Genomic DNA, 21520 nt, shown 5'->3' with positions numbered 1-21520 from the left:
CCATGAGGTGGACGTCCGCGCTGGCGATCTACATCCTCTTTTGGACCTTTTCCGTCTTCCTGGTGCTCCCCTTCGGGGTGCGCACCAGCGAGGAGGCAGGGACGGAGCGGGTCGCCGGCCAGGCAGACAGCGCGCCGCACGACTTCGCCCCCGGCAAGGTCGCGCTGCGGGTGACGATCGTCGCCACGGTGTTGTTCGTGCTGTTCTACGCCAATTACATCTACGGCTGGATCACGCCGGACATGATCGACATGACCAAATATTGATCCGCTGACCGCCGGGCGTGGGAAGGGGCGGAGCCCCCGACCGATCCAGCCCTTGCGGCTCGCCCGTGCGGAGGTCAGGCTTCTGGCAAAACCCCGCCGGCAGCATGCACGCCTGACCCCGGTCCGGCGCGCGGGTTCAGGGTTCAGGCTTCACGGTTCTGCTCGCGCATCGGGTGTAGTGGCCGGCACGCTACCTGCCGGACCAGCCCGCCCCAGAGCACAAGCCGCCCGCCGCGCTTACCGCAGCCGTTCGATCGCCTGCGCCAGCGCCACGTACAGCTTGCCCATGTCCGACGACAGCAGGGTCACGCCCAGCGGCGATCCGTCACGCTGGGTCAGGATCACGCGCAGCATTGCCTCGAAATCGTGGATGTAGCGGTTCACCTGGTCGCGGAACTCCGCATCCTCGTCATAGAACGTGGCGATCTGGCGCTGGTCGACATCTTCCAGCAGCCGCACCGCGCGGCGGGTGAAGACGCCGCGATCGCCTTTCAGATAGGCCGCCCAGGCGCTGTCCGCGACGTCGGACGAGAAGCTGCGGGTGATGTCGATCGATGCCGAGTTCAGCGCCTCGATCAGCTGCGAGGCGCGCCGAGCGAAGCTTTCCAGCTCCTGTTCCTCGCGCGCGGTGCGTGCCAGTTCGATCTGCGAGTCCACCGTCGCCGACAGCGATTCGATCTCCTTCAGCCGCTCGTCCAGCCGGTCCGCCGCTTGCGAGGCTGCCTTGACGGCGATCTCCGCGGTATTGGCGATCTGGTGGATCTGGGTATCGAGCCCTGCATTCACAGCCCGGCGCAGCGCGTCCGCGCCCGATTTGCCCAGCGCGTCCGCCGCCTCGGGGATGACGCGGGCCAGCACGTCGCGGGCATGTTCGGCCGCCTGGCTCGCCGTGTCGCGCACGCGCAGCAGCATTTCGATCAGGCGCGGCGCGGCTTCCTCGGCAAAGCGATTCGCCCGGTCCGCCGCCTCGTCCACCATCTGCCCCATCGCGTCCGCCTTGGCACGGCCCGTCGCCAGCGTGTCGAGCAGATTGCCCGTCAGCATGTCCACATTGCCGCGCTGGTCCGCGATCACCTGCGCGATCGCCTCGATCGCTGAATGGGTGCTTTCCGCCGCCGTGACGAGTGCGAGCAGCTCCGGCTTGGCCGCCGCGACCACCTGCTTGGCCGCGACCACGCGCGAATCGAGCCGGTCCACGGCCGCCGGCAGCGTTTCGTCGATCTCGCGCGCCGCCGCGTCCAGCGCGATCAGCAGCGCCTCCGTCGTCGAGATCGCCTTGTTCGCCATGGCATCGCCGGCGGCGAGCGCCTGCGTCATGGCATCCGCCGATCCGCCCAGCGCGCTGATCGACGCCGCCAGGATCTGCGACCGTTCGACCCCCTGATGGTGCAGCTTCTGCAGCCGGTCCTCGACCCGGGCGATGCCGCCTTCCAGATCGCCGACCAGCCCGTCGCCCGCCGCGCGCTGGCTGTCGAGCCGTTCGGCGATGCGCTCGATCACGCCTTCGATCCGGCTGACGCGCTCGGCGAGCGCCTCGGCGCTTTCGCGCGCGGCGCTGTTCAGCGCTTCCTGGTTGGTGTTGACCATCGCCAAGAGCGCATCGGCCTGCGCGGCCAGCCCCTTGCGCGATTCCTCCACCGCATCGGCCGTGCGCTGGAGCAGCGCATCGACCGCCGCCGACATGTCGCCCGTCACCGCTTCCAGCCGCGCGCCCGCGGTTTCGCTGGTGGCCTCCATGCGTGTCATGTGCCCGGCCAGCGACTTCGCCGCGTCGCCCGCCACCGTTTCCGCCTCGCGCCCGCGCTCCGCCAGCGCGGCGATCTGCGTCTCGAGCGCCGCGGCCTGTTCCCCGGCCTTCACGCCCGCCTGTTCGATCCGGCCGATCAGCGCTTCGGCATCCGCCTGCGCCTTGGGCATGGCGTCCAGCAGCGCCGACAGGCTGTTCTGCGCCTGTCCTGCCGCTTCGGCGAGCGACCGGGCGTGAACGTCCGCCTGGTCGATCTCCTCCGAAAGATTGCGGCCGATCGTCGCCAGCCGGGTGCTCGCCTCGTTGCCGATGGCGCCGATCTGCCGCGCCTGCTCGGCCAGTTGCTGGCGGTTCTGCTCCAGCGTGCCGGCGAGCGAGGAGACCAGCCATTCCAGCGCCGCCGCTTCCTCGCGCATCGCATGGGCGGTGGCCGCGAAGCGCTGCGCCTCCGCCCAGCTCGTGCGCAGCAGGATCAGCCAGACGATGCCGGCAAGCGCGGGCACGGCGACCAGCGCGGCGCCGAACTGGGCGATGTCCAGCGGCCCCATGGTGGCGAACTGCCCCCGGCCCAGCCACAGCAGCACGCCGATCCACACCGCCGACAGGGCGACCAATACGATCGGGCCCAATGTTTCGCTGCGTGCGGGTGGCAGTGGCGCCTGCGGCTCGGCGTGATAGTCCTGCTCCGCTGGGATGGGATGCTCAACCGTTTCCGCCCGCACGTCCGGTGCGCTGGTGTCGTTCATCTCGCTTGCGTCGCGCGTACGGATGTCGATTATCGTCTGCCCCCCAGTCATGGGGCGAGATGTACCATGAAATCCCCCTGCTCAAAGCAAATAGCGGCAACTTGCGATTAAGCGTTTCGTCGTAGCGTCGTGCGAATGGCGATCGATCCGGGAGCAATCCACGCCGCATTGGCGGCCGCGGTGGGGGATGACCCGGCACTGATTGCGGAGCTGCGCGCGGCATTCGTGGAAAGCGCGCGGCGCGGGCTGGTCGCCATCGAAGGCGCCCGGGATGAGGAGGCTTGGCGCGCCGCGGCGTGGCGGCTGAAGGGGCTCGCCGCCAGCTTCGGCGCCGTCCGGCTCGTGGCCCTGGCGACGGAGGCGACGCGCCGCCCGGTCGGCGATCCCGCCATGATCCGGCGCTTGCGACAGGCGGTCGCGCGTCTGTAAGATCCGCACGGCCCGTCGCGATCGCGGCGCCCGCGTGATGCCCGCTTGGTGCCCGCTTGGTGCCCGCTTGGTGATTGCCCAGCGTCCGGACAGCCCCTAACAGCGCGCGATGCTCGCAGGGCTGATCTTTGCCGTCCGGGATGCGGACGAGCCGATGGGCGCGCTTGCCGCCACGCTGCCGTTCGCCGGAATGACGGTGATCGAATATCAGGCGCGCCTGCTCATCGCCGCCGGCGTGTCGCAGATCGTGGTGGTCGTGGCGCGGCTGACGCCCGAGCTGCTGGGGGCGGTGGCGCGGATCGGGCGGCGCGGCGTAACGGTCGATACCGTGCGCAGCGCCGGGGAGGCGGCCGCGCGGCTGCATCCGCTGGCGCAATTGCTGGTGGTTGCCGATGGCCTCATCACCACCGAGGCCGTGGTCGGCCCGCTGGCGCAGGAGCAGGGCGATACCTTGCTGGTCGTTCCGGAAGGCGAGGGCGATGCCGGTTATGAGCTGATCGGCGGCGGCGATGCATGGGCGGGCCTTGCGCGGCTCGACAGCAAGCGACTGACCGAGGTCGCCGCCATGCCCCGCGATTACGATGTTCAATCGTCGTTGCTTCATGTCGCCGCCCAGGCCGGTGCGCTTCGCCTCGTCCTCCCGGAGGGCGAGCCGCGGACCGGCCATGGCATCGAATCGCGGCGGGAGACGCTGGAGACGCGCAGCCGCGCCGTGGTTGGCGCGACGCTCGCCGCACGGCCGGGCTGGTTCAATCGCTGGCTGGTCCGGCCGCTCGCGCGGGCGGTCATGCCATGGCTGATGCGCCGGCATATGCCCACCGGCGTGATGGCCGGCGTAACGGCGGCGTCGGGCGTTGCTGGTCTGGTGGCGCTCTGGACGGGGCAGCTCACCATCGGGCTGCTGCTCGGCGTGTTCACCACGGCGCTCGCGGCGCTGGCGGCCAGCTTCGCCTGGCTGCGCGATGAAGATGTTCTGGCGCGCGCGATGGGCGGGCTCGGGCTCGGGCTGCCCGCTTTGTCCGCCTTGCTCCTGGGGCATGCACTCGATGCGGAAACGGGTGAGCTGACGGCCCGGGTGCTCGCCCTTGCGCTCGTTGCGGCGGGCGCGCTGGGGCATCGCGCGATGCGCGCAGGCCGTCCGAACTGGTGGGGTGATGCGCCCGCCTATCTCGTCGTGATCGCGGTCGGCACGGTGCTCGGCGTGCCGTTCCTCGGCCTCGTCTGCGCGGCCTTGTACGCTACCGTGACGCTGGCGTTCGCAATTGAGACACTTCGCGCGCCAGTTTAGCAGCCCTTTAACGTGCCGCGCGCTAATGCGCTTTCATGTCGGTCGATCACAGCGGCACCTCGGAGGTCAACAAGTCGGATTCGGCGCCGCTTTTCGCGCGTGCCGCGGCCGCCGCGTCGCGCGCCGAGGTTCGCCTGGCGGGGGTCATAGATGATTACTTCCGTTCGGAGGAAGACCGGCTGGATGATCGAACCCGCACCGCCACGGCGGCGATGCTGCGCGCCACGGTTCAGACTATCGCGCAGGATCTTTCCGCCCGTGCATCGGATCATCTGGGCGATCATCTTGGCCGGTTCTGCACCACCACGCCGCCACGCGATGTGGGGGCAGCGGCGCTGGTTCACCGTTTGCGCGAGTCAGGATTGCTGCGCGATCGCGCATTGATGGCGGAACTGTTCGCCCAAGTGCGTCAGGATCACCTGAGTGCGGCCCTGCTCGCCCGCGGCGCCGCGGGTGCGACGCCTTGGCTGCACGACCTTGCCGGCAGTCCGGATCGGGCGCTCGCCGGCGCTGCCCGCGCTTATCTCGATGCGGAAAGCCTCCGGCGTTCCGGGCGGGTGGCGGATCTGCCGGACATGCTCCGTGAACGGCTCATCTGGTGGGTGGCGGCCGCGCTTCGGGAACGCTGGGCGGTCGCTGCGCCGTCCCGCACCGCCGTTGATCGTGCCATCACCAAGGCGGCGCAACGCAGCATGTCGGCGCAGAATGATCAGGACCGCTCCGATGTGGCGGCCGACCGGCTGGCCGCGGCGCTTGGCCGCGCGCCTGCCGCGCTGCCGGATCATCTGATCCGGGCACTGGAGGAGGGGCATCTCCTGCTCTTCATCACCCTCCTGTCACAGGCGCTGGCGCTTGATGATCGGGAAGTGCGGGCGCTGGTGCTTGATGTGCATGGGGAGGGGCTCTGGCTCGCCCTGCGTGCTGCGGACCTCGATCGGGTTGCGATTGCGCGGATCGGTCTCTTATTGGCGGATGCCGACCCGCGCCGCGACATCGAAACATTGGCCGATATGCTTGATGCGATCGCTCAGGTCGCGCCGGATGAGGCGATGGACAGCCTGGCGCTGCTCGCCCTGCCGGCCGAATTCCGGTCCGCGGTACGGGCGCTGGACAATGCGGTGATGCGGTGATCGACGGTCCCGCGCTCACGGCCCGGCTGGATGAGGGCGACCGACTGGTCGAGGCCGATCCGCGCTTCGCCGCGATGAACGAGCGTGCCGGCGGGGCGCTCGGCCAGCGGCTGGCCGCACCGCCGCTGGCCGCTCTCGCACGGCTGGCACGGCGGCTCGCCATTCCGATCTCGCGCGCGGTGACGATTGCAGATGCGGATCAGGACCTTGATTGCTGGGCGCAGGCGATTCCGGCGGGCGACGGTGTGACGCTTGCGCTGTCGGCCGTTCGCGAGCGGCCGGCGTGGAAGCCTGTCACCGTCGCCGATGCCGTTCCGCCCCCACCCGGCGGTGACTGGACGTGGGAAGTGGATGCCCATCTTCGCGTGCGGCACATGCTGGTTGATCCGGGTGCGTGCCCCGGGATCGATCCGGCGACCGTGATCGGGCAGCCTTTGACCGGGCTGTTGGCGCTTGAAAGCAACGCGGACGGTGTAGTGCCCCTGCTGGAGGCGATGGGGTCGCTGGACGACTTCAGCGATCAGCCTGCCATTCTGAACGGCAGCGGCCTGCCGGTGCTGCTGTCCGGCCATGTCCGGCTGGATCGTGCCGGCGGCTTTGGCGGATTCGTCGGCGCCACCTATCGCCAGCCGAAGCTGTCGCCCTTGCCCGAGGCACGCTTCGGCAGCTTGTTCAATCACAGGCTCGACACGATCCTGCGCCGCCCGCTGAGCCGGATCGTCGCCAACGCGGACAGCATCAACGCTGGCGTGGATGGCGACATTGATCCGCAATATGCCGATTACGCCGCCGATATCGCCAGCGCGGGCCGGCACCTCATGGGTCTGATCGACGATCTGTCGGATATCGAGGCGATCGAGCGCGAGGATTTCACCGTCGAGAATGAGGGCATCGACCTTGCGGACGTGACCCGCCGGGCCGCGGGCCTCCTGTCGGTACGCGCGGCCAACGCCGGGGTGACGATCGATCGCGGCGATCTGGAAACGGCGATGCCGGCGCATGGCGAATTCCGCCGCACCTTGCAGATCATGGTCAATCTGATCGGCAATGCCGTCCGCTATTCGCCGCGCGACGCGATCGTCTGGCTTCGGCTGCAACGGGACAGCGACCGCGTGTACGCGATCGTCGCCGATCAGGGCAAAGGCATCGCGCTGGAGGATCAGGAGCGGATCTTCGCCAAGTTCGAACGGGTCGATCCCGGTGAGCCCGGCGGCAGTGGGCTGGGGCTCTACATCGCCCGCCGGCTGGCGCGGGCGATGGGGGGCGATTTGACGGTGGATAGCGCGCCGGGCGAGGGCGCGCGCTTCGTGCTCAGCCTGCCCGCGGGCTGATCGCGGGCGTACTGGCCGGAACCGGGCCGAAAGCGGCCGGAACGCTCCGGTTTGCGGCCGTGCGCCGGCCGGACCTTGCCCGTTACCGTATCCGGAACAGCCGCACCGGCGAACCCTTGGGCAGGGGCACCGGCGTCAGCCAGTCGAACCGCTCGCCATGCGCCAGCCGGTCGTAGAAGCCGCCCGGCGCGCGGTCCCGATAGACGGTCGATTCGGCCATGTTCGGGCACACCAGCATCAGCGTCGCGCCGTGCTTCTTCATGATTTCGCGCGCTTTTTCCGGTGTTCCCTTGAACGCGTGCTGCACGTCCAGGATCGCTTCGCCATTCCGGTGGTACGGCCCTGCGATGGCATTGTGGTGCGTCAGCGTGATAAGCCGTGGCCCCAGATCCACGAAGGTAAAGATCGTCGCCCGCGGAATTTGGTTTAGCGGCTGAAGCGCCGGAATCGTCATGCATCGCCCGGTCGCCCGGTTGACCCGCTGAACATAGGGCTTGGGCCGGTCGATCGGCAGCGTCCGCAGCATGATCGTTGAAAAAGAACCGGAAATCAGCGTGAACACGGCGATCCCGGCAAACAGCCGCACGGCCACGGACCGCTGCGCCATCAGCCATGGCAGCATGATAAAGGCGAGCGCGGTGACACCCGGGATCGCCATGATCTGCGCCGCGGCGCCGGCCCGCACCTGCCACAGCAGCATGGCGACGGAGAACAGCGCGAACAGGCTGACGCAGGCCCAGCCAACGAAGCCGGCGCTCCGCCGCGCCCGCCACGTCGCGACGCCGGCACCGATTAGTCCCATCAGCGGTAGCGCGGCCAGCGGAAAGGCGGTGCGGAACGGATGGCGGTAGATCGGCTTGGCCTCACGCACGTTGCTGAGCCAACTGGTGTAAAGCTCGTCCGAAACCTGCTCCGGGCGGGCGAGGCATTGCGGGAACATCGCCGCGAATGCGCCCGCGATCGCCCCGCCGATGATCACCGCCAGCAACAATCGGATCCGCCGATCCGCGGGCGATAGCAGCGCCAGCAGCGCCAGCCCCGCACCCGCCGCGACAAAGACGCTGAGCCAGATCGGCGTCAGCGCATCGCACCGCATCACGCGGTTCGCCTCCGAGGCGAAGATCAAATAGCCCGCGGCACATCCGCCCCCCAGTGCGAGCGCGTAGCTCATCAGGCGCGGCCGCTCTGCCGCTTCCCCCACCCAGCGCAGGGCGATGATGGCGCCGGCCATGGCGCAATAAGGCAGCATTTCCAGCCCGATCGCCAGCGATACCGCGCTGGCGCTCCCGACGATTGCGCCGCCACGCGCGCCCTTGGGGTCGCACAGCCCCGCCACCGTCAAGCTCAACATGGCGAGCTGCCAGCCATGATGATCGATCCGGTCGGGCATGAACATCGACAGCGCGACGGTCGAGCTCATCATGAAGACAATCGCCAGCGGCCAGGCCAACGGCGTGACCAGCCGCCGGACCGTGGCACCCAGCGCCACCAGCACCGCACCCAGCGGAAGGAGCGGCGCGATGCCACAGGCAAGCCTTTCCGCTTCCGCCACGCCCACGAACGGCCGCAGCAGCAAGATCAGCGCCGCGATGGGAAGATCGACGATCCGCGACCAGTGGATGTTGAAGCCCGCCGGCGGATTGAGCCGGTAGTTGCGCAGATCATACCAGCCCTGCCCATCGAGCAGGGCACGCACCTGCATCAGGCGCATATTGTCGTCGGTATCGCCCAGCGACAGCCAGTGGATCGCCGCCCAGCGCTTCCAGACGTAGAAGATCGCGATCACAAGCCAGGCGATGGTGGTTAGCTTGATCCAGTGCCGGTCCAGCTCGTTGGCAAGCGTCGTCAGTCGGATGTTCACGGGGCTTCCCTCGCCGGCGCCGGGGCACTAGACGCCCGCCACATTGAATTGCTCGCTCAGGCTAGTCGAAAGGCACCACTTCTCTTCGGCCGCGGAAAAGGGCAGGGCTTTGACAGGCTCAGCCCGAGCGGGCTGTTCGTGGCGCTCGCCTCTAGCCGAGGTGGCACAAAGGGCAAGGCGTGGACGCAATCCGGGAAAGACATGCATCGAGGATGCAGGAGACCTTCTGGCAGCTGGTTCGCTTCGGAATAGCGGGCGGGCTGGCGACGGTTTGCTATGCCGCGGTCTATTCGCCGCTTGCCGCGTTTCGCCTCACCTCCGAACAGGTGGCAAATGTCTGCGGCTACCTGGTGGCGATGATCGCCGGCTATGTGCTCCACAGCAGATGGAGCTTTCGCGGCCATGGCACGGCGGCAACAAGCTCCATGCCGAAGTTCTTCGCCGTGTCGCTGGTCAGCTATGGTGTGAACACCTTCTGGGTGTGGCTGCTCACCGATGACGCGATGTTTGCCGGCCCATGGTGGTGGCCACTTATCCCGATCGTTTTCGTCACGCCGCTTGTCACCTTTGCACTCAATCGTTTGTGGGTATTCGCCTGATATGGACCGCCGCGTGTACGATCGCATGGCCGAGCATGATTCCACCCATTGGTGGTATCGCGCCCGGCGCGACATCCTGGCCGATTTTCTGACGCGGGAGGCCGCACTGCCGCAGCATGCGCGCATCCTCGAAATTGGCTGCGGCACCGGCCATAACCTTCCGATGCTGGCCCAGTTCGGAACCGTGGACGCGATCGAGATCGATCCGGCCGCGCGCGATGTCGCCGGCAAGCGCCTGGGCAAACCGGTCGGCGCCGCGCCCTTGCCGACACTCCCCGGCGTTCCCGCGAGACATTATGATCTGATCGCGGTTCTGGACGTGGTCGAGCATATCGAAGACGACGTGGCCGCCCTGCAAGCGATGCGCGAGCGATTGGCGCCGGGTGGCAAGATCCTCATCACCGTGCCGGCGCACCAATGGATGTGGAGCGCCCATGACGTGGTGAACCACCACCATCGCCGCTATTCAAAGGACAGCCTGCAAAAGGTGATCGCTGCTGCCGGGCTGCGCTCGCAGAAACTCGGTTATTTCAATTCGCTGCTGTTCCCGCTTGCGGCGGGCGCGCGCATCGTCGGCCGGATCACCGGCCGGGATGACAGCGACGACACGCCGCCGCCGCGCCCGCTGAACGCGCTGTTCGAGACGATCTTCCGCATCGAGCGCCACCTGGTTGGGCGCGTGCCGATGCCGCCGGGTGTCTCGATCCTGACCCTCGCGGAGCCGGCCTGACCGTCGCGGTGGGCGACGGCCGTCGTTATGCGCGGTCTTCGTCCACCATCTCGCTCTGCGGAATGCGGGTGCGGGCTGCCTGGAAGCCCAGGGTCGACCGGCGATGCACCGTGCCGGCGATGTCCGCGACCAGATAGAGCGGGCGGCGCTTCGATTCGATGTACAGTCGCCCGATATATTCCCCGATCATGCCCAGCACGAACATCTGAACGGCGCTGAGCACCGTCACCACCAGCATGGTGGACGTCCAGCCCTGCACCGGGCTGCCGGTGAAATAGCCCCACAGGATGTAGACCAGCAGCAGAAGCGACGCGCCGGCCAGCGCCACGGACGCATGGCTGGCGAACCGAAGCGGTGCGGTCGAAAACCCGGTGACGGCGTCAAAGGCGAGGCGCAGCATTCGGGACAGGGGGTAATTGGTCTCGCCGGCATGTCGCTCCGCGCGGTCATAGGGGAACGGGACCTGGCGAAAGCCGATCCAGGCGACCATGCCGCGGATGAACCGCGCCTGTTCGGGCAAGGCGAGCAGTGCATCCAGCGCGCGCCGGGTCATCAGGCGAAAATCACCGGTGTCGAGCGGGATCGGCGTGTCGGTCAGCCGATCGAGAACCCGATAGAAAGCCGCGGCGGTTGCCTTCTTGAACAAAGTCTCGCCAGCCCGCTTGCGCCGCACGGCATAGACGACATCGGCGCCCTCGCGCTCCATTGTATGGCGCATCTCCGCCACCAGTTCGGGCGGATCCTGAAGATCGGCGTCGATGATCAGGATCTGCTCGCCCGAACAAAGGTCCAGACCGGCGGTCAGCGCGAGCTGGTGTCCGTGGTTGCGGGACAGGTTGATCGCCGCCAACTTCGGGTCGGCGGCGGCCAGTTGCTGCATGATCGCCCAGCTGTCGTCGCGCGAGCCGTCGTTGATCAGAATGATCTCATGATCCTCGCCCACGGCCGCCACCGCAGCGGCGGAAACGCGCTCGTGGAGCAAGGGCAGGGTCGCTGCTTCATTGTAGCAGGGTACGACGATGGAGAGTGCGGGACGGTGCATGATCGCCGCGATCTACAGACCGCCCCGCACGAAATCACGTGGAAGTTGCGCGCTCAGGCGCGCGCTTGTTCCTCCACCAGGCGTTCAAGGATGGTCAGCGGCACGGCACCATATTGAAGCACCTCGTGGAACTGCTTCAGGTCAAAGCGATCGCCGCGGATCTGCTGCGCCCGCTCGCGCGCGCGCATCCAGGCCGCATGACCCACCTTGTAGCTGCACGCCTGGCCCGGCTGGGTGCAGTACCGTTCCACTTCGCGCTGCGATCGGGGCTGCGCGAAGCCGACCGTCTGGACCATGTAGTCGGTCGCCTGTTCGCGCGTCCAACGCTTGGTATGAAGGCCCGTGTCGACCACCAGGCGCGCGGCGCGGAACAGATAGCTTTGCAGGAAACCGGCACGCTCCAGATCGTCAGCATAGCCGCCCAGCTCGTCCGCCACGCTCTCCGCGTAGAGCGCCCAGCCTTCCGAATAGGCGCTGAAGAAGCTGAGATTGCGCAGCAGCGGCTGCGGTGACTTTTGCGCGATCGAAATCTGCAGGTGATGGCCCGGTACGCCCTCGTGATAGGTGAGGCTGGGCAGCGAGTATTTCGGCCAATCGCCGACGCTCTTCAGGTTGATCCAGTAGATCGCCGGGCGCGACCCGTCGAGCGCGGCGCGGCTGTAATAGCCGTTGGAGGCGCCATCCTGGATCTCCACCGGCACCGCGCGAATGTCCAGCGGCTCGCTCGGCGGGTTGATGAAGGCCTGGGCGAGCTTGGCTGTAAGCGCCGCATTTCCTTCGTTCAGGCTCTTGATCAGCGCCGCGCGACCTTCCGCGGTATCCGGGTACACCTGGTCAGCGCGGACGTTCAGCTCGTTCAGCCGGGCGCCGACGTTGCCTTTGGTCAGTCCCTGCTTCTTCAGGATGGCATCAAGCTGCGCGCTGATCTCCGCCACCTGATCCAGCCCCATCTTATGGACTTCCTCGGGCGTGAACTTGGTGGTCGTGGCCTGTTCCAGGGCGGCGGCATAGATCGCCTCGCCCTGTGGTACGTCCCAGATGCCGGCGGAGCTGCGCGCCTTCGGTCGCAGCGACTTCATAAGCGCGATCTGGCGGTCGAGCGCGGGATAGATGTCGGCCTCAACGATACGGGCGGCGCGGGCCTGCCAGTCGCCGGCAATGTTCTTCGCCGCAGCGCGCTTTGCCACCGATTGCGCGAGGCCGTTCTCGCCCGGCGCGGAAGAGCGGAGCTTCGCCATTTGAACCAGCGTCAGGTCGAGCGAGAAGTCGGGCGCGAGATAGCCGCGCGCTGCCTCCTCCTTCTGGTCGGCCGTGTCCTGATCCAGCCGCTTGGCGAAGGCGCCGAGCCGGTCAAGATAGGCTTCGCAATCGTCTGCATTGTTGATGGTGTGCGCGGAATTCAGGAAGTCGGGCGTCGAGAAATAGCTGCCGCCCTGCTGGAAAATGGTGAAGGGCCGCTGCACGCCATCCAGCTTGAACCGGTCATAGGGAATTGCCCGGGTCTCCAGCGAATAGAGCACCACCTCGCGATCAAGCTTGGAGCGTGCCGAAAGCGGCGCCGGGTCGACCGCCCGAACCGCGGCGATGGCCTGTTTCAGATCGGCGCGTGCGGCAGCTTTCCCGGCGGGTGAACCGTCTGACAATTGGTTCTTGAGCGCGGCGTTCGGGCCCTTGTCCATGCCAAGCGAGGTGGCGAGCTCGGGCGCGCGCTGGAGCGTCTGCGCAAACACCTTGTCGAACAGCACATTCAGCTTCGCGTCGGCAGGATTGGCGGGTGTGACCGCCGACTGCTGGGCGCGGAGCGCTTCGGGAACGAGGGCGAAAGCGGAGGCGGCGCTGGCAGACGCGAGGAAGGTACGGCGATCCAAGGGCTTGTGCCTTTCACAGAGGTAATGCGGCGATCCTAGTCACGGCAGCGAGGGTGCCGCAAGTGGAGCCGGGGCAATCCGCTGTCAGACCCGCTCCACCGAATTCACCGCATCGGCCGCGCGCAGCGCCGCCAGCAGGCGCATCAGCTGGTGCGCGTCATGCACCTCAACGTCGATCATGTTGGTGTGAAATTGCGTGTCGCGCGTGTCGAGACGAAGGTTGATGATATTCGCCTTGTGCTGCCCGATGATCGTCGCCAGCACGCCAAGGGCGCCCGGCTCGTTCTTCACCTCGACCGAGATACGTGCCGTCGCGCCTTCGGTCTTGTTGCCCCATTTCACGTCGAGCCAGTCGGTTTCCTCTTCCGACCGGTCGGCGAGCTCGGCCAGCGTAGGGCAATCGATGCGATGCACTTCGATTGATGCATCGGGTCGGCGCAGGCCGACGATGCGGTCGCCGGGCACCGGATGGCAGCATTCGCCCAGCTCATAGGCGACACCAGGCGCCAGGCCGTCGATCGAAATGGCCGAGGATTGCGGCGGCGCGTGGGCGACATCCGCGCCGGCCGAGCCTGGCATCAACGCCTCCATCACCTGCGCATCGGTCAGGGTGCGGCGGGCGATGGCCTGCATCAGTGCCGCATCATCCGCCAGCTTCAGCCGCTTGAGTGCATGGGTGAGCGCATCATTGCCGAGCGGTGCGGGAAGCCGGGCGACGATGTCGTCGTAAAGCTTGCGACCCAGCGCAATGGTCTGCTCGCGCTCCACCTGCCGAAGATGCCGGCGGATCGCCGCCAGGGCCTTGCCGGTGATCGCGAAGTTCATCCAGTTCGGCTGCGGCGTCTGCGCCCGGGAACGCAGCACCTGCACCTGATCGCCATTCTCGATCACGGTGCGCAGCGGGACGACGCGGCCGTTGATCTTCGCGCCGACAGCCTGATCGCCCAGGTCGGTGTGAACGGCATAGGCGAAGTCGATCGGGGTCGCGCCCTTGGGCAACTGGATCAGTTCGCCCTTTGGCGTGAAGGCGAAGATGCGATCCTGGTACATCGCCATGCGGGTATGCTCGAGCAGCTCCTCGGGGCTGCCGGCGGTGTCCAGGATCTCGACGAGATCGGCGATCCAGCTGTGCTGGGTTTGCGGGCTCACCCGGGCACCTTGCTTGTAGGCCCAGTGCGCCGCCAGGCCGAATTCGGCCTCCGCGTGCATTTCCTCCGTGCGGATCTGGATTTCCACGCGCTGGTTCTCGGCATGGATCACCGATGTGTGCAGCGATCGATAGCCGTTGCGCTTGGGCGTCGAGATATAATCCTTAAAGCGGCCCGGCACCATCGGCCAGCGGCGATGGATATGGCCCAGCGCCGCGTAGCAATCATCCTCCGTCTTCACGATGGCGCGAAACGCCATGATGTCCGACAATTGCTCGAAGCTGATGTGCCGCTCCTGCATCTTGCGCCAGATGCTGTAGGGATGCTTCTCGCGGCCGCTCACCTCCACTTCGACGCCGTGGCGGGACAGCAGCAGCTTCAAGCCGGACGCGATCTTGGAGATGCGATCGCCGCCGCCTGACTTCAGCTGCTCCAGCCGTCGCGAGATCGACTCATAAGCCTCGGGTTCGAGCTGCTGGAAGGCGAGCGTCTGCATCTCCTTCATGAACTCGTACATGCCGATCCGCTCGGCGAGCGGTGCATAGATCTCCATCGTCTCGCGCGCGATGCGGCGGCGCTTCTCTTCCGATTTGATGAAGTGAAGCGTCCGCATGTTGTGAAGCCGGTCAGCAAGCTTCACCAGCAGCACGCGGATATCGCCGGACATGGCGAGCAGGAACTTGCGCAGATTCTCCGCCGCGCGTTCGCTCTCGGTCTGCGCCTCGATCTTGCTGAGCTTGGTAACCCCCTCAACCAGCCGCGCGACATTGTCGCCGAACAGTTGCTGGATCTGCTCGCTGGTGGCGACCGTGTCTTCGACCGTATCGTGAAGGATCGCGGTGGCGATCGTCTCATCGTCGAGGTGAAGCTCGGTCAGGATGCCCGCCACCTCGATCGGATGACTGAAATAGGGATCCCCACTGGCGCGTTTCTGCGTGCCATGAGCGTTGACGGAAAAGACATAGGCGCGATTGAGCAGCGCCTCGTCGGCGTCCGGGTCATACTCAAGGACCCGATCTACAAGTTCATATTGCCGCAGCACGGCTAGGATCTGAGCAGGCGGAAGATTCTTTGCAACAAAAAAGGACTAGCCATAAAAAAGGGCCCGCATCCGTCGATGCAGGCCCTCTTCCGTTTATCGGCGGGAGTGCCGATCAGTTGGCAGGCACCTGGGTGGCGGCAGCCTTGGTGACCATCGCCTTGCCGCCCTTCGCCTTGGCGTTGCAGGATTCGAGCTCGGCACCGTCGAAAGCCTCGCCGTTCACCGAAAAGCTGGTGAGCGCGCCGGCATTCTGCGCGACCAGCTGGCACGCGATCATTTCGCGAACCGGCGCATTGGTGGCGACATAGGCGCCATCGCGAACCTGCCACGCGGTGTCGCGCGTGATCAGGTGATTCTTGGTGGGGGCCGCCACCGGTGTCGCGACATAGGTCGCACGCGGGGCTGCGGAAACGCCAGCTGCGGCAAGGATCGCGGCAGAGGCGAGGACCGACTTGGCAAAGATGCGAATCATGGAAGTCACTCCCAAAAACCTAATGGGTTCCATTTAAATGCTGCAAATGCGAGTTTCAATAGGCAACTCGCTTTTGCGAGTTGCAACTTGCAACTTTTATTTTCTATTCGGCCTGGGCCGCTGGATGGGTTAGCGTCAGCGCAAGAGGAGCATCGATGGACAAGTTGCGGGAACCGTTGGGAGAATGCAGTCTTCCCGCAGCGTTGGAGGCGATGGGCGAACGATGGGCCTTTCTGATCCTGCGCGCCGCCTTCAACGGGTTACGCCATTTCGAGGAATTCCAGTCCGAGCTGGGGATCGCCCGCAACATTCTGGCCAATCGGCTCGGCAGGTTTGTCGATCACGGCATCATGGAACGCCAGTCGTTGGCCGAGGACCGGCGCAAGATCGCTTATTGCCTGACTGACAAGGGCTATGCGCTGCTGCCGACGATGATCGCTCTGCGGCAATGGGGCGAGCGCTGGGAAACCGGATGCCCGGCGTTCCCGATCCTGGTGGACGCGCGCGACAACCGGCCGATCCAGCAAGTCGCCGTCCTCAGCCACGATGGCCGTGTGCTCGGAAAGAATGATCTTCACTGGGCGCTGCCTGGCGATGTCGGCAGCGAGGATCGCGACGCCGCGGAATAGGCGAGGGGATCGCCCGCCCTTCGGCGAAGGAGCGGCGACGGACGCATCCGCCGCCGGACCCGGCTTACACGAACAGTTCGGCCAGAAAGTCGCTCATCGCCTTCCAGCTGCGCCGATCGGCTCGTTCCTCATAGGCCACGCCCGGCGCGGCCGGGCGCGTAAGCGCGGCATCAGTGAATGCATGGCCCGCATTGCCATAGGCATGGATCTGCCAATCCGCTTTCGCCTCGGTCAGTTCGCGGCCGAGCGCCACCATCTGCTCGGGCGTGGCCAGCGGATCCTCCCAGCCATGGCAGACAAGCAGCTTCGCCTGAATGGGTGAGGCATTCGAGTAATCGGGCCGGTCGTACACGCCGTGGAAGCTCACCCCGCCCAGGATCGGCTGACCGCTGCGCGCCATGTCGAGGACGCACTTGCCGCCGAAGCAGAAACCGATCGCCGCGAGCCTCGCTGGATCCACGGCGGAAAAACCGCGCAGCGCCGCCAGGGAGGCGGACAGCCGATCGCGCAGCAATCCGCGATCCGCGTCCAGCAGGTTCATATATTCTGCCACATTGTCGCTTTCGCGCGTCTTGCGCTTGCCCTGGCCATAAACGTCGCAGGCAAGTGCGACATAGCCGAGCTTCGCCAGGTCCTCGGCCTTCTTGTTGTCCGATTCCTTCTGACCCAGGATGTTGGGGCAGACGAGCACGCCGGGACGCGGCGTTTCCACCTCGTCTTCCCAGGCGATCACGCCCTCGAACGGCCCGCCCGGACCATCATAAATCATGGTCTGCCGAACGATCGCCATCACTCTCTCCTCTCAAAGGTTGCCCCGCAGCTTGTCGAAGGGCTCACCTTCTCTCTATCAGCGCCTCGACTATGGAAAAGCCAGCGCGCCGTACGGTAGGCCGCGAACGGGAGAAATAGGAATCATGCCCAAGCTCGTCCTGATCCGCCACGGCCAATCCGCCTGGAACCTGGAAAACCGCTTCACCGGCTGGTGGGACGTGGACGTGACGGAAAAGGGCGCCGCCGAGGCAAAGGCCGCCGGCGAGCTGATGGCGGCAAAGGGCCTCGACTTCGATCTCACCTTCACCTCGCTGCAGACGCGGGCGATCAAGACGCTGAACCTTGCGCTCGAGGCGATGGGGCGGCTGTGGCTGCCGACGGAGAAGCACTGGCGCCTGAACGAGCGTCATTATGGCGGGCTGACCGGGCTCGACAAGGCAGAGACGGCCGCCAAGCATGGCGACGAGCAGGTGCATATCTGGCGCCGCAGCTTCGATATCCCGCCCCCTGCCGCCGAGCAGGGCAGTGCCTATGACCTCACCAACGATCGGCGTTACGCCGGCATCGACATTCCTGCGACCGAAAGCCTCAAGGACACGATCGCCCGCGTGTTGCCTTATTGGGAAGAACGGATCGCCCCCGCGCTCAAGGACGGGCAACGCGTGCTGATTTCCGCGCATGGCAATTCGCTGCGCGCCCTGGTGAAGCATCTGTCGAACATTCCGGATGACGAGATCACCGGGCTTGAGATCCCGACCGGCCAGCCGATCGTTTATGAGCTGGACGACCAGCTCGCGGCAACTGACCGTTATTATCTCAGCGAACGCTGATCAGAGAAGGGCCGCCGCTTGACCGAACACGCTTCGCGCGGCGGCCTGCTGCTTGGCCTTGGTGCCTATGCGGCATGGGGCGTCCTGCCGCTCTACTTCCGCCTGCTTGCGGCGGTGCCCGCCCTCGAAGTGCTGGCGCACCGGGTGATCTGGTCGCTGGTGCTTCTGATCATCGTGGTCAGCGCTATGCGGCGCTGGCGCGCGATCCGTGCCGCGATCAGCGCGCGGACCTTCGTCATGCTGGCCGGCAGCGCAACGCTGATCGCGATCAACTGGCTGATTTACATTTGGGCGGTGAACAACGGGCACACGCTGGCCGGCAGTTTGGGCTACTTTATCAATCCATTGCTCAACGTGGGCCTGGGTGTGGTGGTGCTCGGCGAGCGATTGCGCAAATGGCAGGGCGTGGCGATCGCGATTGCTTCCGCCGGCGTGGCGGCGATGGCCTTTGTCGCCCTGGATACCTTGTGGATATCGCTCTCGCTCGCGGTGACGTTCGGCTTCTACGGCCTGGTCCGCAAGATCGTGGCGATCGATGCCTTGGGCGGCCTCCTTGTCGAGACGATGGTCTTGGCGCCCCTGTCGCTTGGCTATGTGCTGATGATCGGCCGGGCAGGAACGGGGGCGATGGGTGTTGCCCTGTCGACGGACGTGCTCCTCGTGCTGCTTGGCGCCCTGACGGCGCTGCCATTGCTGATGTTCGCCGCCGCAGCCCGGCGGCTGCCCTATTCCACCCTCGCGCTGCTCCAATATGTCGCGCCCACGCTCCAGTTCATTGTCGCGGTCGCAGTGTTCGGTGAACCATTGCGCCCGCTCCACGTCCTTGTCTTCGGACTGATCTGGACCGGATGCGCGATCTTCGCTTGGGATAGCGTGCGCGGCGCGCGCAAGGCTCGCGTGGCGAATGGATCGTCTGGGGCTCGTGTGAACGCGCGAACCTGACCCGAATAACTCCGGCGGCGCCAAAGCGGGCTGGCACTTAACCGCATCTGCGCCGCCGACCTCGACTCCTTAGCGAGACCGTACGTCCTTCATGCGGCGAACAGTTCAAGCTGCTGCTTCTTTGGCGCCACTAATGGCTTCAGCTCCGCCTTGTCGGATAGCGCGACGGGCCGCCAATCCTCCGTCACGATGAACGGGCGAATTTTGGCGATGGAGACCGTCAGCCTCGCCACATCATCCAGCCGCAACCGCCGCCAGCGCCGGCTCGTCAGGATGTTTGCCACTGCCTTTGTCCCAAGTCCCGGAACGCGCAGCAGCAGCTCGCGCGGCGCGCGGTTCACATCGACTGGAAAGCTGTCCCGAAACTTCAGCGCCCATGCGAGCTTCGGGTCGATATCGAGCGGCAGCATCCCCGTCGCATCGTCAGCGGCCGCAACCACTTCCTTTGGCTGGAAACCGTAGAAGCGCATCAACCAATCCGATTGATACAGCCGGTGTTCGCGCATCAATGGCGGACGCTGCAATGGCAGGACGGCGGATGCATCCGGGATGGGGCTGAAGGCGGAATAATATACCCGGCGCAAGTCAAAGCGGTTGTAGAGCGTCGCTGCCTTGGTGACGATATCGCCGTCCGTCGCGGCGTCCGCGCCGACGATCATCTGGGTGGATTGGCCCGCCGGCGCGAAGCGTGGCGCTGACTTGTAGCGCGCCGTCGCGTCGCGCGTATCGAGAATGGACGACTTCATGCCCCCCATGGCGCCTTCGATACGAGCGTTGTCCTTTTCCGGCGCGAGACGCTTCAACCCGCTTTCGGTCGGCAGCTCGACGTTGATCGACACACGGTCGGCATAGAGCCCCGCCTGATGGATCAGCTCGGGATCAGCGTCGGGGATCGTCTTTAGGTGGATATAGCCGCGGAAGTGATGATCCTCGCGCAGCGATCGCGCGACCTCCACCATCTGCTCCATCGTATAATTTGACGAGCGGATGATCCCGGAGGAGAGAAACAGGCCCTCGATGTAGTTGCGGCGATAAAAGGAGAGCGTGAGGTTGACCACCTCCTGCGCCGTGAAGCGCGCGCGCCGCACGTTCGAGCTCTTGCGATTGATGCAATAATGGCAATCGAAGATGCAGCTGTTGGTCAGCAAAATCTTGAGCAGGCTGATGCAGCGGCCGTCCGGTGCATAGGCGTGGCAAATCCCCATGCCCTCCGTGGAGCCGATCCCCTTGCCATCGCGAGAGTTGCGCTTCGCGGTACCGGATGACGCGCAGGATGCGTCATATTTTGCCGCATCGGCAAGGATTTCCAGCTTCTGTCGAACGTCGAGCTGCGCCATCCGTTCTACATAAGTTCTCCTCTGCCGATTGTCGACCTTCCGGTGATCGCACGGTAAAGAAAGCTGATGCGGGATCTGCGCTTTCGTCGATCGGGGCCTTATGTGCTGCTGGCGCTGACCTGCGTCGCGGGCTGGGCGTTCAAGGGCCATTGCGGCGCCTCTTGGGCCGCCGATGAGCAGTATCTGACCGGCTGCTATTCGGATGCGGTGCCGTTCTGGGGTTTGCGCGGGGTTGCGGCGGGGCAGTTGCCGTACATCGAGGCGCAAATGGAATATCCGGTGCTCACCGGCATGCTGATCTGGCTGGAGGGATTGATCACGCGCCTGCTGGCCGGCACCCGGGCGGATGCCGCCGACTTCCTGTTTGTCGTCTCCGCCGTCAATGCGGCGTTGGCCTTTGCCGTCCTGCGGATGATGGATCGCGCGAGCGTGCCGGCAATCCGCCGCTGGTGCTGGGCGGCCGCACCGCCGCTGATCCTGTACCTCGGCCATAATTGGGACATGCTGGCCGTCGCTCTTGCGGTCGCCGCGATCCTTGCGGCACGACGCGGCGAGCAGGCGTCCGCCGCCGCTCTGGCGGCGATCGGCACGGCGGCGAAGCTGTTCCCCGTCCTTCTCCTGCCGCTGCTTGGGATCGCTGCCTTAGCTGGCCGGAACCGTAGCTGGCTGGGCCGGTTTCGTGCCGCAGGCGGCCTGGTGCTGGCCGCAATCTGTTTCTGGGCGGCCGTGAACCTTCCGATCGCGCTCAGAGCGTTCGATAACTGGGCGGAGTTCTACACGTTCAGCGGTCAACGCGTCGGCACGGCGGCGTCCGTGTGGGAAATCATGGCGGTGCAAGGCTGGTGGAACACCGACCTGGCGACCCGCAACCTCTGGTCATTCCTGATCTTCGCCGGCGGCGCGGGCGCCATTGTCGCGCTCGGCTGGCGGCGTCATCGCGATCACTTGTGGGTGTTGTTCACGCCGGTGCTCGCGTGGTTTCTGCTCACCAACAAGGTATACTCGCCGCAGTTCGACCTTTGGCTCTTCCCGTTTCTTCTGCTGACCAGTCGGCGGCTCTGGCCGATCGCCTGGTTCGCCGCCGGCGATGTGCTCGCTTATTGGGCCGAGTTCTGGTTCTTCGCCTCCGCAAGCGGTGGCGGCCCCGGCGTGACGCAAGCGCATATCGCCGCCGCAGCCGCGTTCCGCGCGGTGCCGATGCTGTGGGTGATTGTCGATGCCGTTCGCTCCCCGGCAGCCGATTGGGTCATGATCGGCGGGCGCAAGGGCGGGATCTCAGCACAGGGCGGCGGTCACCAGATCGACTGAAATG

19 protein-coding genes are annotated in these 21520 nt (G+C 66.0%); 11 read left to right on the top strand and 8 right to left on the bottom strand.

The window, feature by feature from the left end; all coding sequences use genetic code 11:
- The first annotated feature begins 2 nt into the window (after positions 1 to 2).
- A complete protein-coding gene (locus BMX36_RS10010; RefSeq protein ID WP_066777432.1) occupies positions 3 to 266 on the top strand; it encodes a DUF1467 family protein in 264 nt (87 codons plus the stop codon).
- A gap of 237 nt (positions 267 to 503) precedes the next feature.
- Here the strand turns inward: BMX36_RS10010 and BMX36_RS10005 are convergent, their stop codons facing one another.
- Positions 504 to 2759 (bottom strand): coiled-coil domain-containing protein, encoded by a 2256-nt coding sequence (locus BMX36_RS10005; RefSeq protein ID WP_256210720.1) that lies wholly within the window; start codon positions 2757 to 2759, stop codon positions 504 to 506.
- Positions 2760 to 2894: 135 nt separating this feature from the next.
- Between BMX36_RS10005 and BMX36_RS10000 the strand changes: the two genes are divergently transcribed.
- The 4 genes from BMX36_RS10000 to BMX36_RS09985 all read left to right on the top strand — a co-directional run bounded on the left by BMX36_RS10000 (position 2895) and on the right by BMX36_RS09985 (position 6937).
- Positions 2895 to 3188: an Hpt domain-containing protein gene (locus BMX36_RS10000; protein WP_093064817.1), complete on the top strand. Its 294-nt coding sequence runs from the start codon at positions 2895 to 2897 to the stop codon at positions 3186 to 3188.
- Positions 3189 to 3297: 109 nt separating this feature from the next.
- A complete protein-coding gene (locus BMX36_RS09995) occupies positions 3298 to 4476 on the top strand; it encodes a hypothetical protein (RefSeq protein WP_093064815.1) in 1179 nt (392 codons plus the stop codon).
- Positions 4477 to 4511: 35 nt separating this feature from the next.
- The gene (locus BMX36_RS09990) at positions 4512 to 5606 is read left to right on the top strand and encodes a DUF2336 domain-containing protein (protein ID WP_093064813.1); all 1095 of its coding nucleotides are present in this window, start codon (positions 4512 to 4514) and stop codon (positions 5604 to 5606) included.
- On the top strand, positions 5603 to 6937 hold the full coding sequence (locus BMX36_RS09985) for a sensor histidine kinase (protein ID WP_256210719.1): 1335 nt from the start codon (positions 5603 to 5605) through the stop codon (positions 6935 to 6937). Before BMX36_RS09990 ends, BMX36_RS09985 begins: the two co-directional genes overlap by 4 nt.
- 82 nt (positions 6938 to 7019) lie before the next feature.
- Here the strand turns inward: BMX36_RS09985 and BMX36_RS09980 are convergent, their stop codons facing one another.
- Positions 7020 to 8798: an AcrB/AcrD/AcrF family protein gene (locus BMX36_RS09980; protein ID WP_256210718.1), complete on the bottom strand. Its 1779-nt coding sequence runs from the start codon at positions 8796 to 8798 to the stop codon at positions 7020 to 7022.
- Between the two features lie 212 nt (positions 8799 to 9010).
- Between BMX36_RS09980 and BMX36_RS09975 the strand changes: the two genes are divergently transcribed.
- Complete coding sequence (locus tag BMX36_RS09975) at positions 9011 to 9397, top strand: GtrA family protein (protein WP_066778258.1); 387 nt, start codon at positions 9011 to 9013, stop codon at positions 9395 to 9397.
- Between the two features lies 1 nt (position 9398).
- Positions 9399 to 10127 (top strand): class I SAM-dependent methyltransferase, encoded by a 729-nt coding sequence (locus tag BMX36_RS09970; RefSeq protein WP_093064811.1) that lies wholly within the window; start codon positions 9399 to 9401, stop codon positions 10125 to 10127.
- A gap of 25 nt (positions 10128 to 10152) precedes the next feature.
- On the opposite strand, the gene BMX36_RS09965 is transcribed toward BMX36_RS09970, so the two are convergent.
- From BMX36_RS09965 to BMX36_RS09950, 4 genes are all read right to left on the bottom strand, one after another.
- A complete protein-coding gene (locus tag BMX36_RS09965; RefSeq protein ID WP_093064809.1) occupies positions 10153 to 11169 on the bottom strand; it encodes a glycosyltransferase family 2 protein in 1017 nt (338 codons plus the stop codon).
- Positions 11170 to 11222: 53 nt separating this feature from the next.
- Positions 11223 to 13037 carry a DUF885 domain-containing protein gene (locus BMX36_RS09960; RefSeq protein ID WP_093064807.1) on the bottom strand — a complete coding sequence of 605 codons (1815 nt, stop codon included), beginning with the start codon at positions 13035 to 13037 and terminating at the stop codon, positions 11223 to 11225.
- Positions 13038 to 13121: 84 nt separating this feature from the next.
- A complete protein-coding gene (locus BMX36_RS09955) occupies positions 13122 to 15227 on the bottom strand; it encodes a RelA/SpoT family protein (protein WP_066778250.1) in 2106 nt (701 codons plus the stop codon).
- Between the two features lie 112 nt (positions 15228 to 15339).
- A complete protein-coding gene (locus BMX36_RS09950) occupies positions 15340 to 15699 on the bottom strand; it encodes a CC_3452 family protein (protein WP_066778249.1) in 360 nt (119 codons plus the stop codon).
- A 155-nt stretch (positions 15700 to 15854) separates the two neighbouring features.
- Between BMX36_RS09950 and BMX36_RS09945 the strand changes: the two genes are divergently transcribed.
- Complete coding sequence (locus tag BMX36_RS09945; protein ID WP_066778247.1) at positions 15855 to 16328, top strand: winged helix-turn-helix transcriptional regulator; 474 nt, start codon at positions 15855 to 15857, stop codon at positions 16326 to 16328.
- 64 nt (positions 16329 to 16392) lie between these two features.
- Here the strand turns inward: BMX36_RS09945 and BMX36_RS09940 are convergent, their stop codons facing one another.
- Complete coding sequence (locus tag BMX36_RS09940) at positions 16393 to 17118, bottom strand: dienelactone hydrolase family protein (protein ID WP_093064805.1); 726 nt, start codon at positions 17116 to 17118, stop codon at positions 16393 to 16395.
- A gap of 124 nt (positions 17119 to 17242) precedes the next feature.
- Between BMX36_RS09940 and gpmA the strand changes: the two genes are divergently transcribed.
- Positions 17243 to 17929, top strand: coding sequence for a 2,3-diphosphoglycerate-dependent phosphoglycerate mutase (gene gpmA, locus BMX36_RS09935; RefSeq protein ID WP_066778243.1), 687 nt, complete (start codon positions 17243 to 17245; stop codon positions 17927 to 17929).
- Positions 17930 to 17947: 18 nt separating this feature from the next.
- Positions 17948 to 18871 carry an EamA family transporter RarD gene (gene rarD / locus BMX36_RS09930; protein WP_093064803.1) on the top strand — a complete coding sequence of 308 codons (924 nt, stop codon included), beginning with the start codon at positions 17948 to 17950 and terminating at the stop codon, positions 18869 to 18871.
- A gap of 89 nt (positions 18872 to 18960) precedes the next feature.
- On the opposite strand, the gene BMX36_RS09925 is transcribed toward rarD, so the two are convergent.
- A complete protein-coding gene (locus BMX36_RS09925; protein WP_093064801.1) occupies positions 18961 to 20208 on the bottom strand; it encodes a putative DNA modification/repair radical SAM protein in 1248 nt (415 codons plus the stop codon).
- Positions 20209 to 20274: 66 nt separating this feature from the next.
- On the opposite strand from BMX36_RS09925, the gene BMX36_RS09920 reads away from it, so the two are divergent.
- Positions 20275 to 21516, top strand: coding sequence for a glycosyltransferase 87 family protein (locus BMX36_RS09920; RefSeq protein ID WP_093064799.1), 1242 nt, complete (start codon positions 20275 to 20277; stop codon positions 21514 to 21516).
- Positions 21517 to 21520: the final 4 nt, after the last annotated feature.

Origin of the sequence: Sphingomonas sp. OV641 (assembly GCF_900109205.1) — a bacterium.
Lineage (GTDB): Bacteria > Pseudomonadota > Alphaproteobacteria > Sphingomonadales > Sphingomonadaceae > Sphingomonas.
The sequence above is the reverse complement of the archived record's forward strand: the minus strand, read 5'-3'. Positions and strand labels throughout refer to the sequence as shown.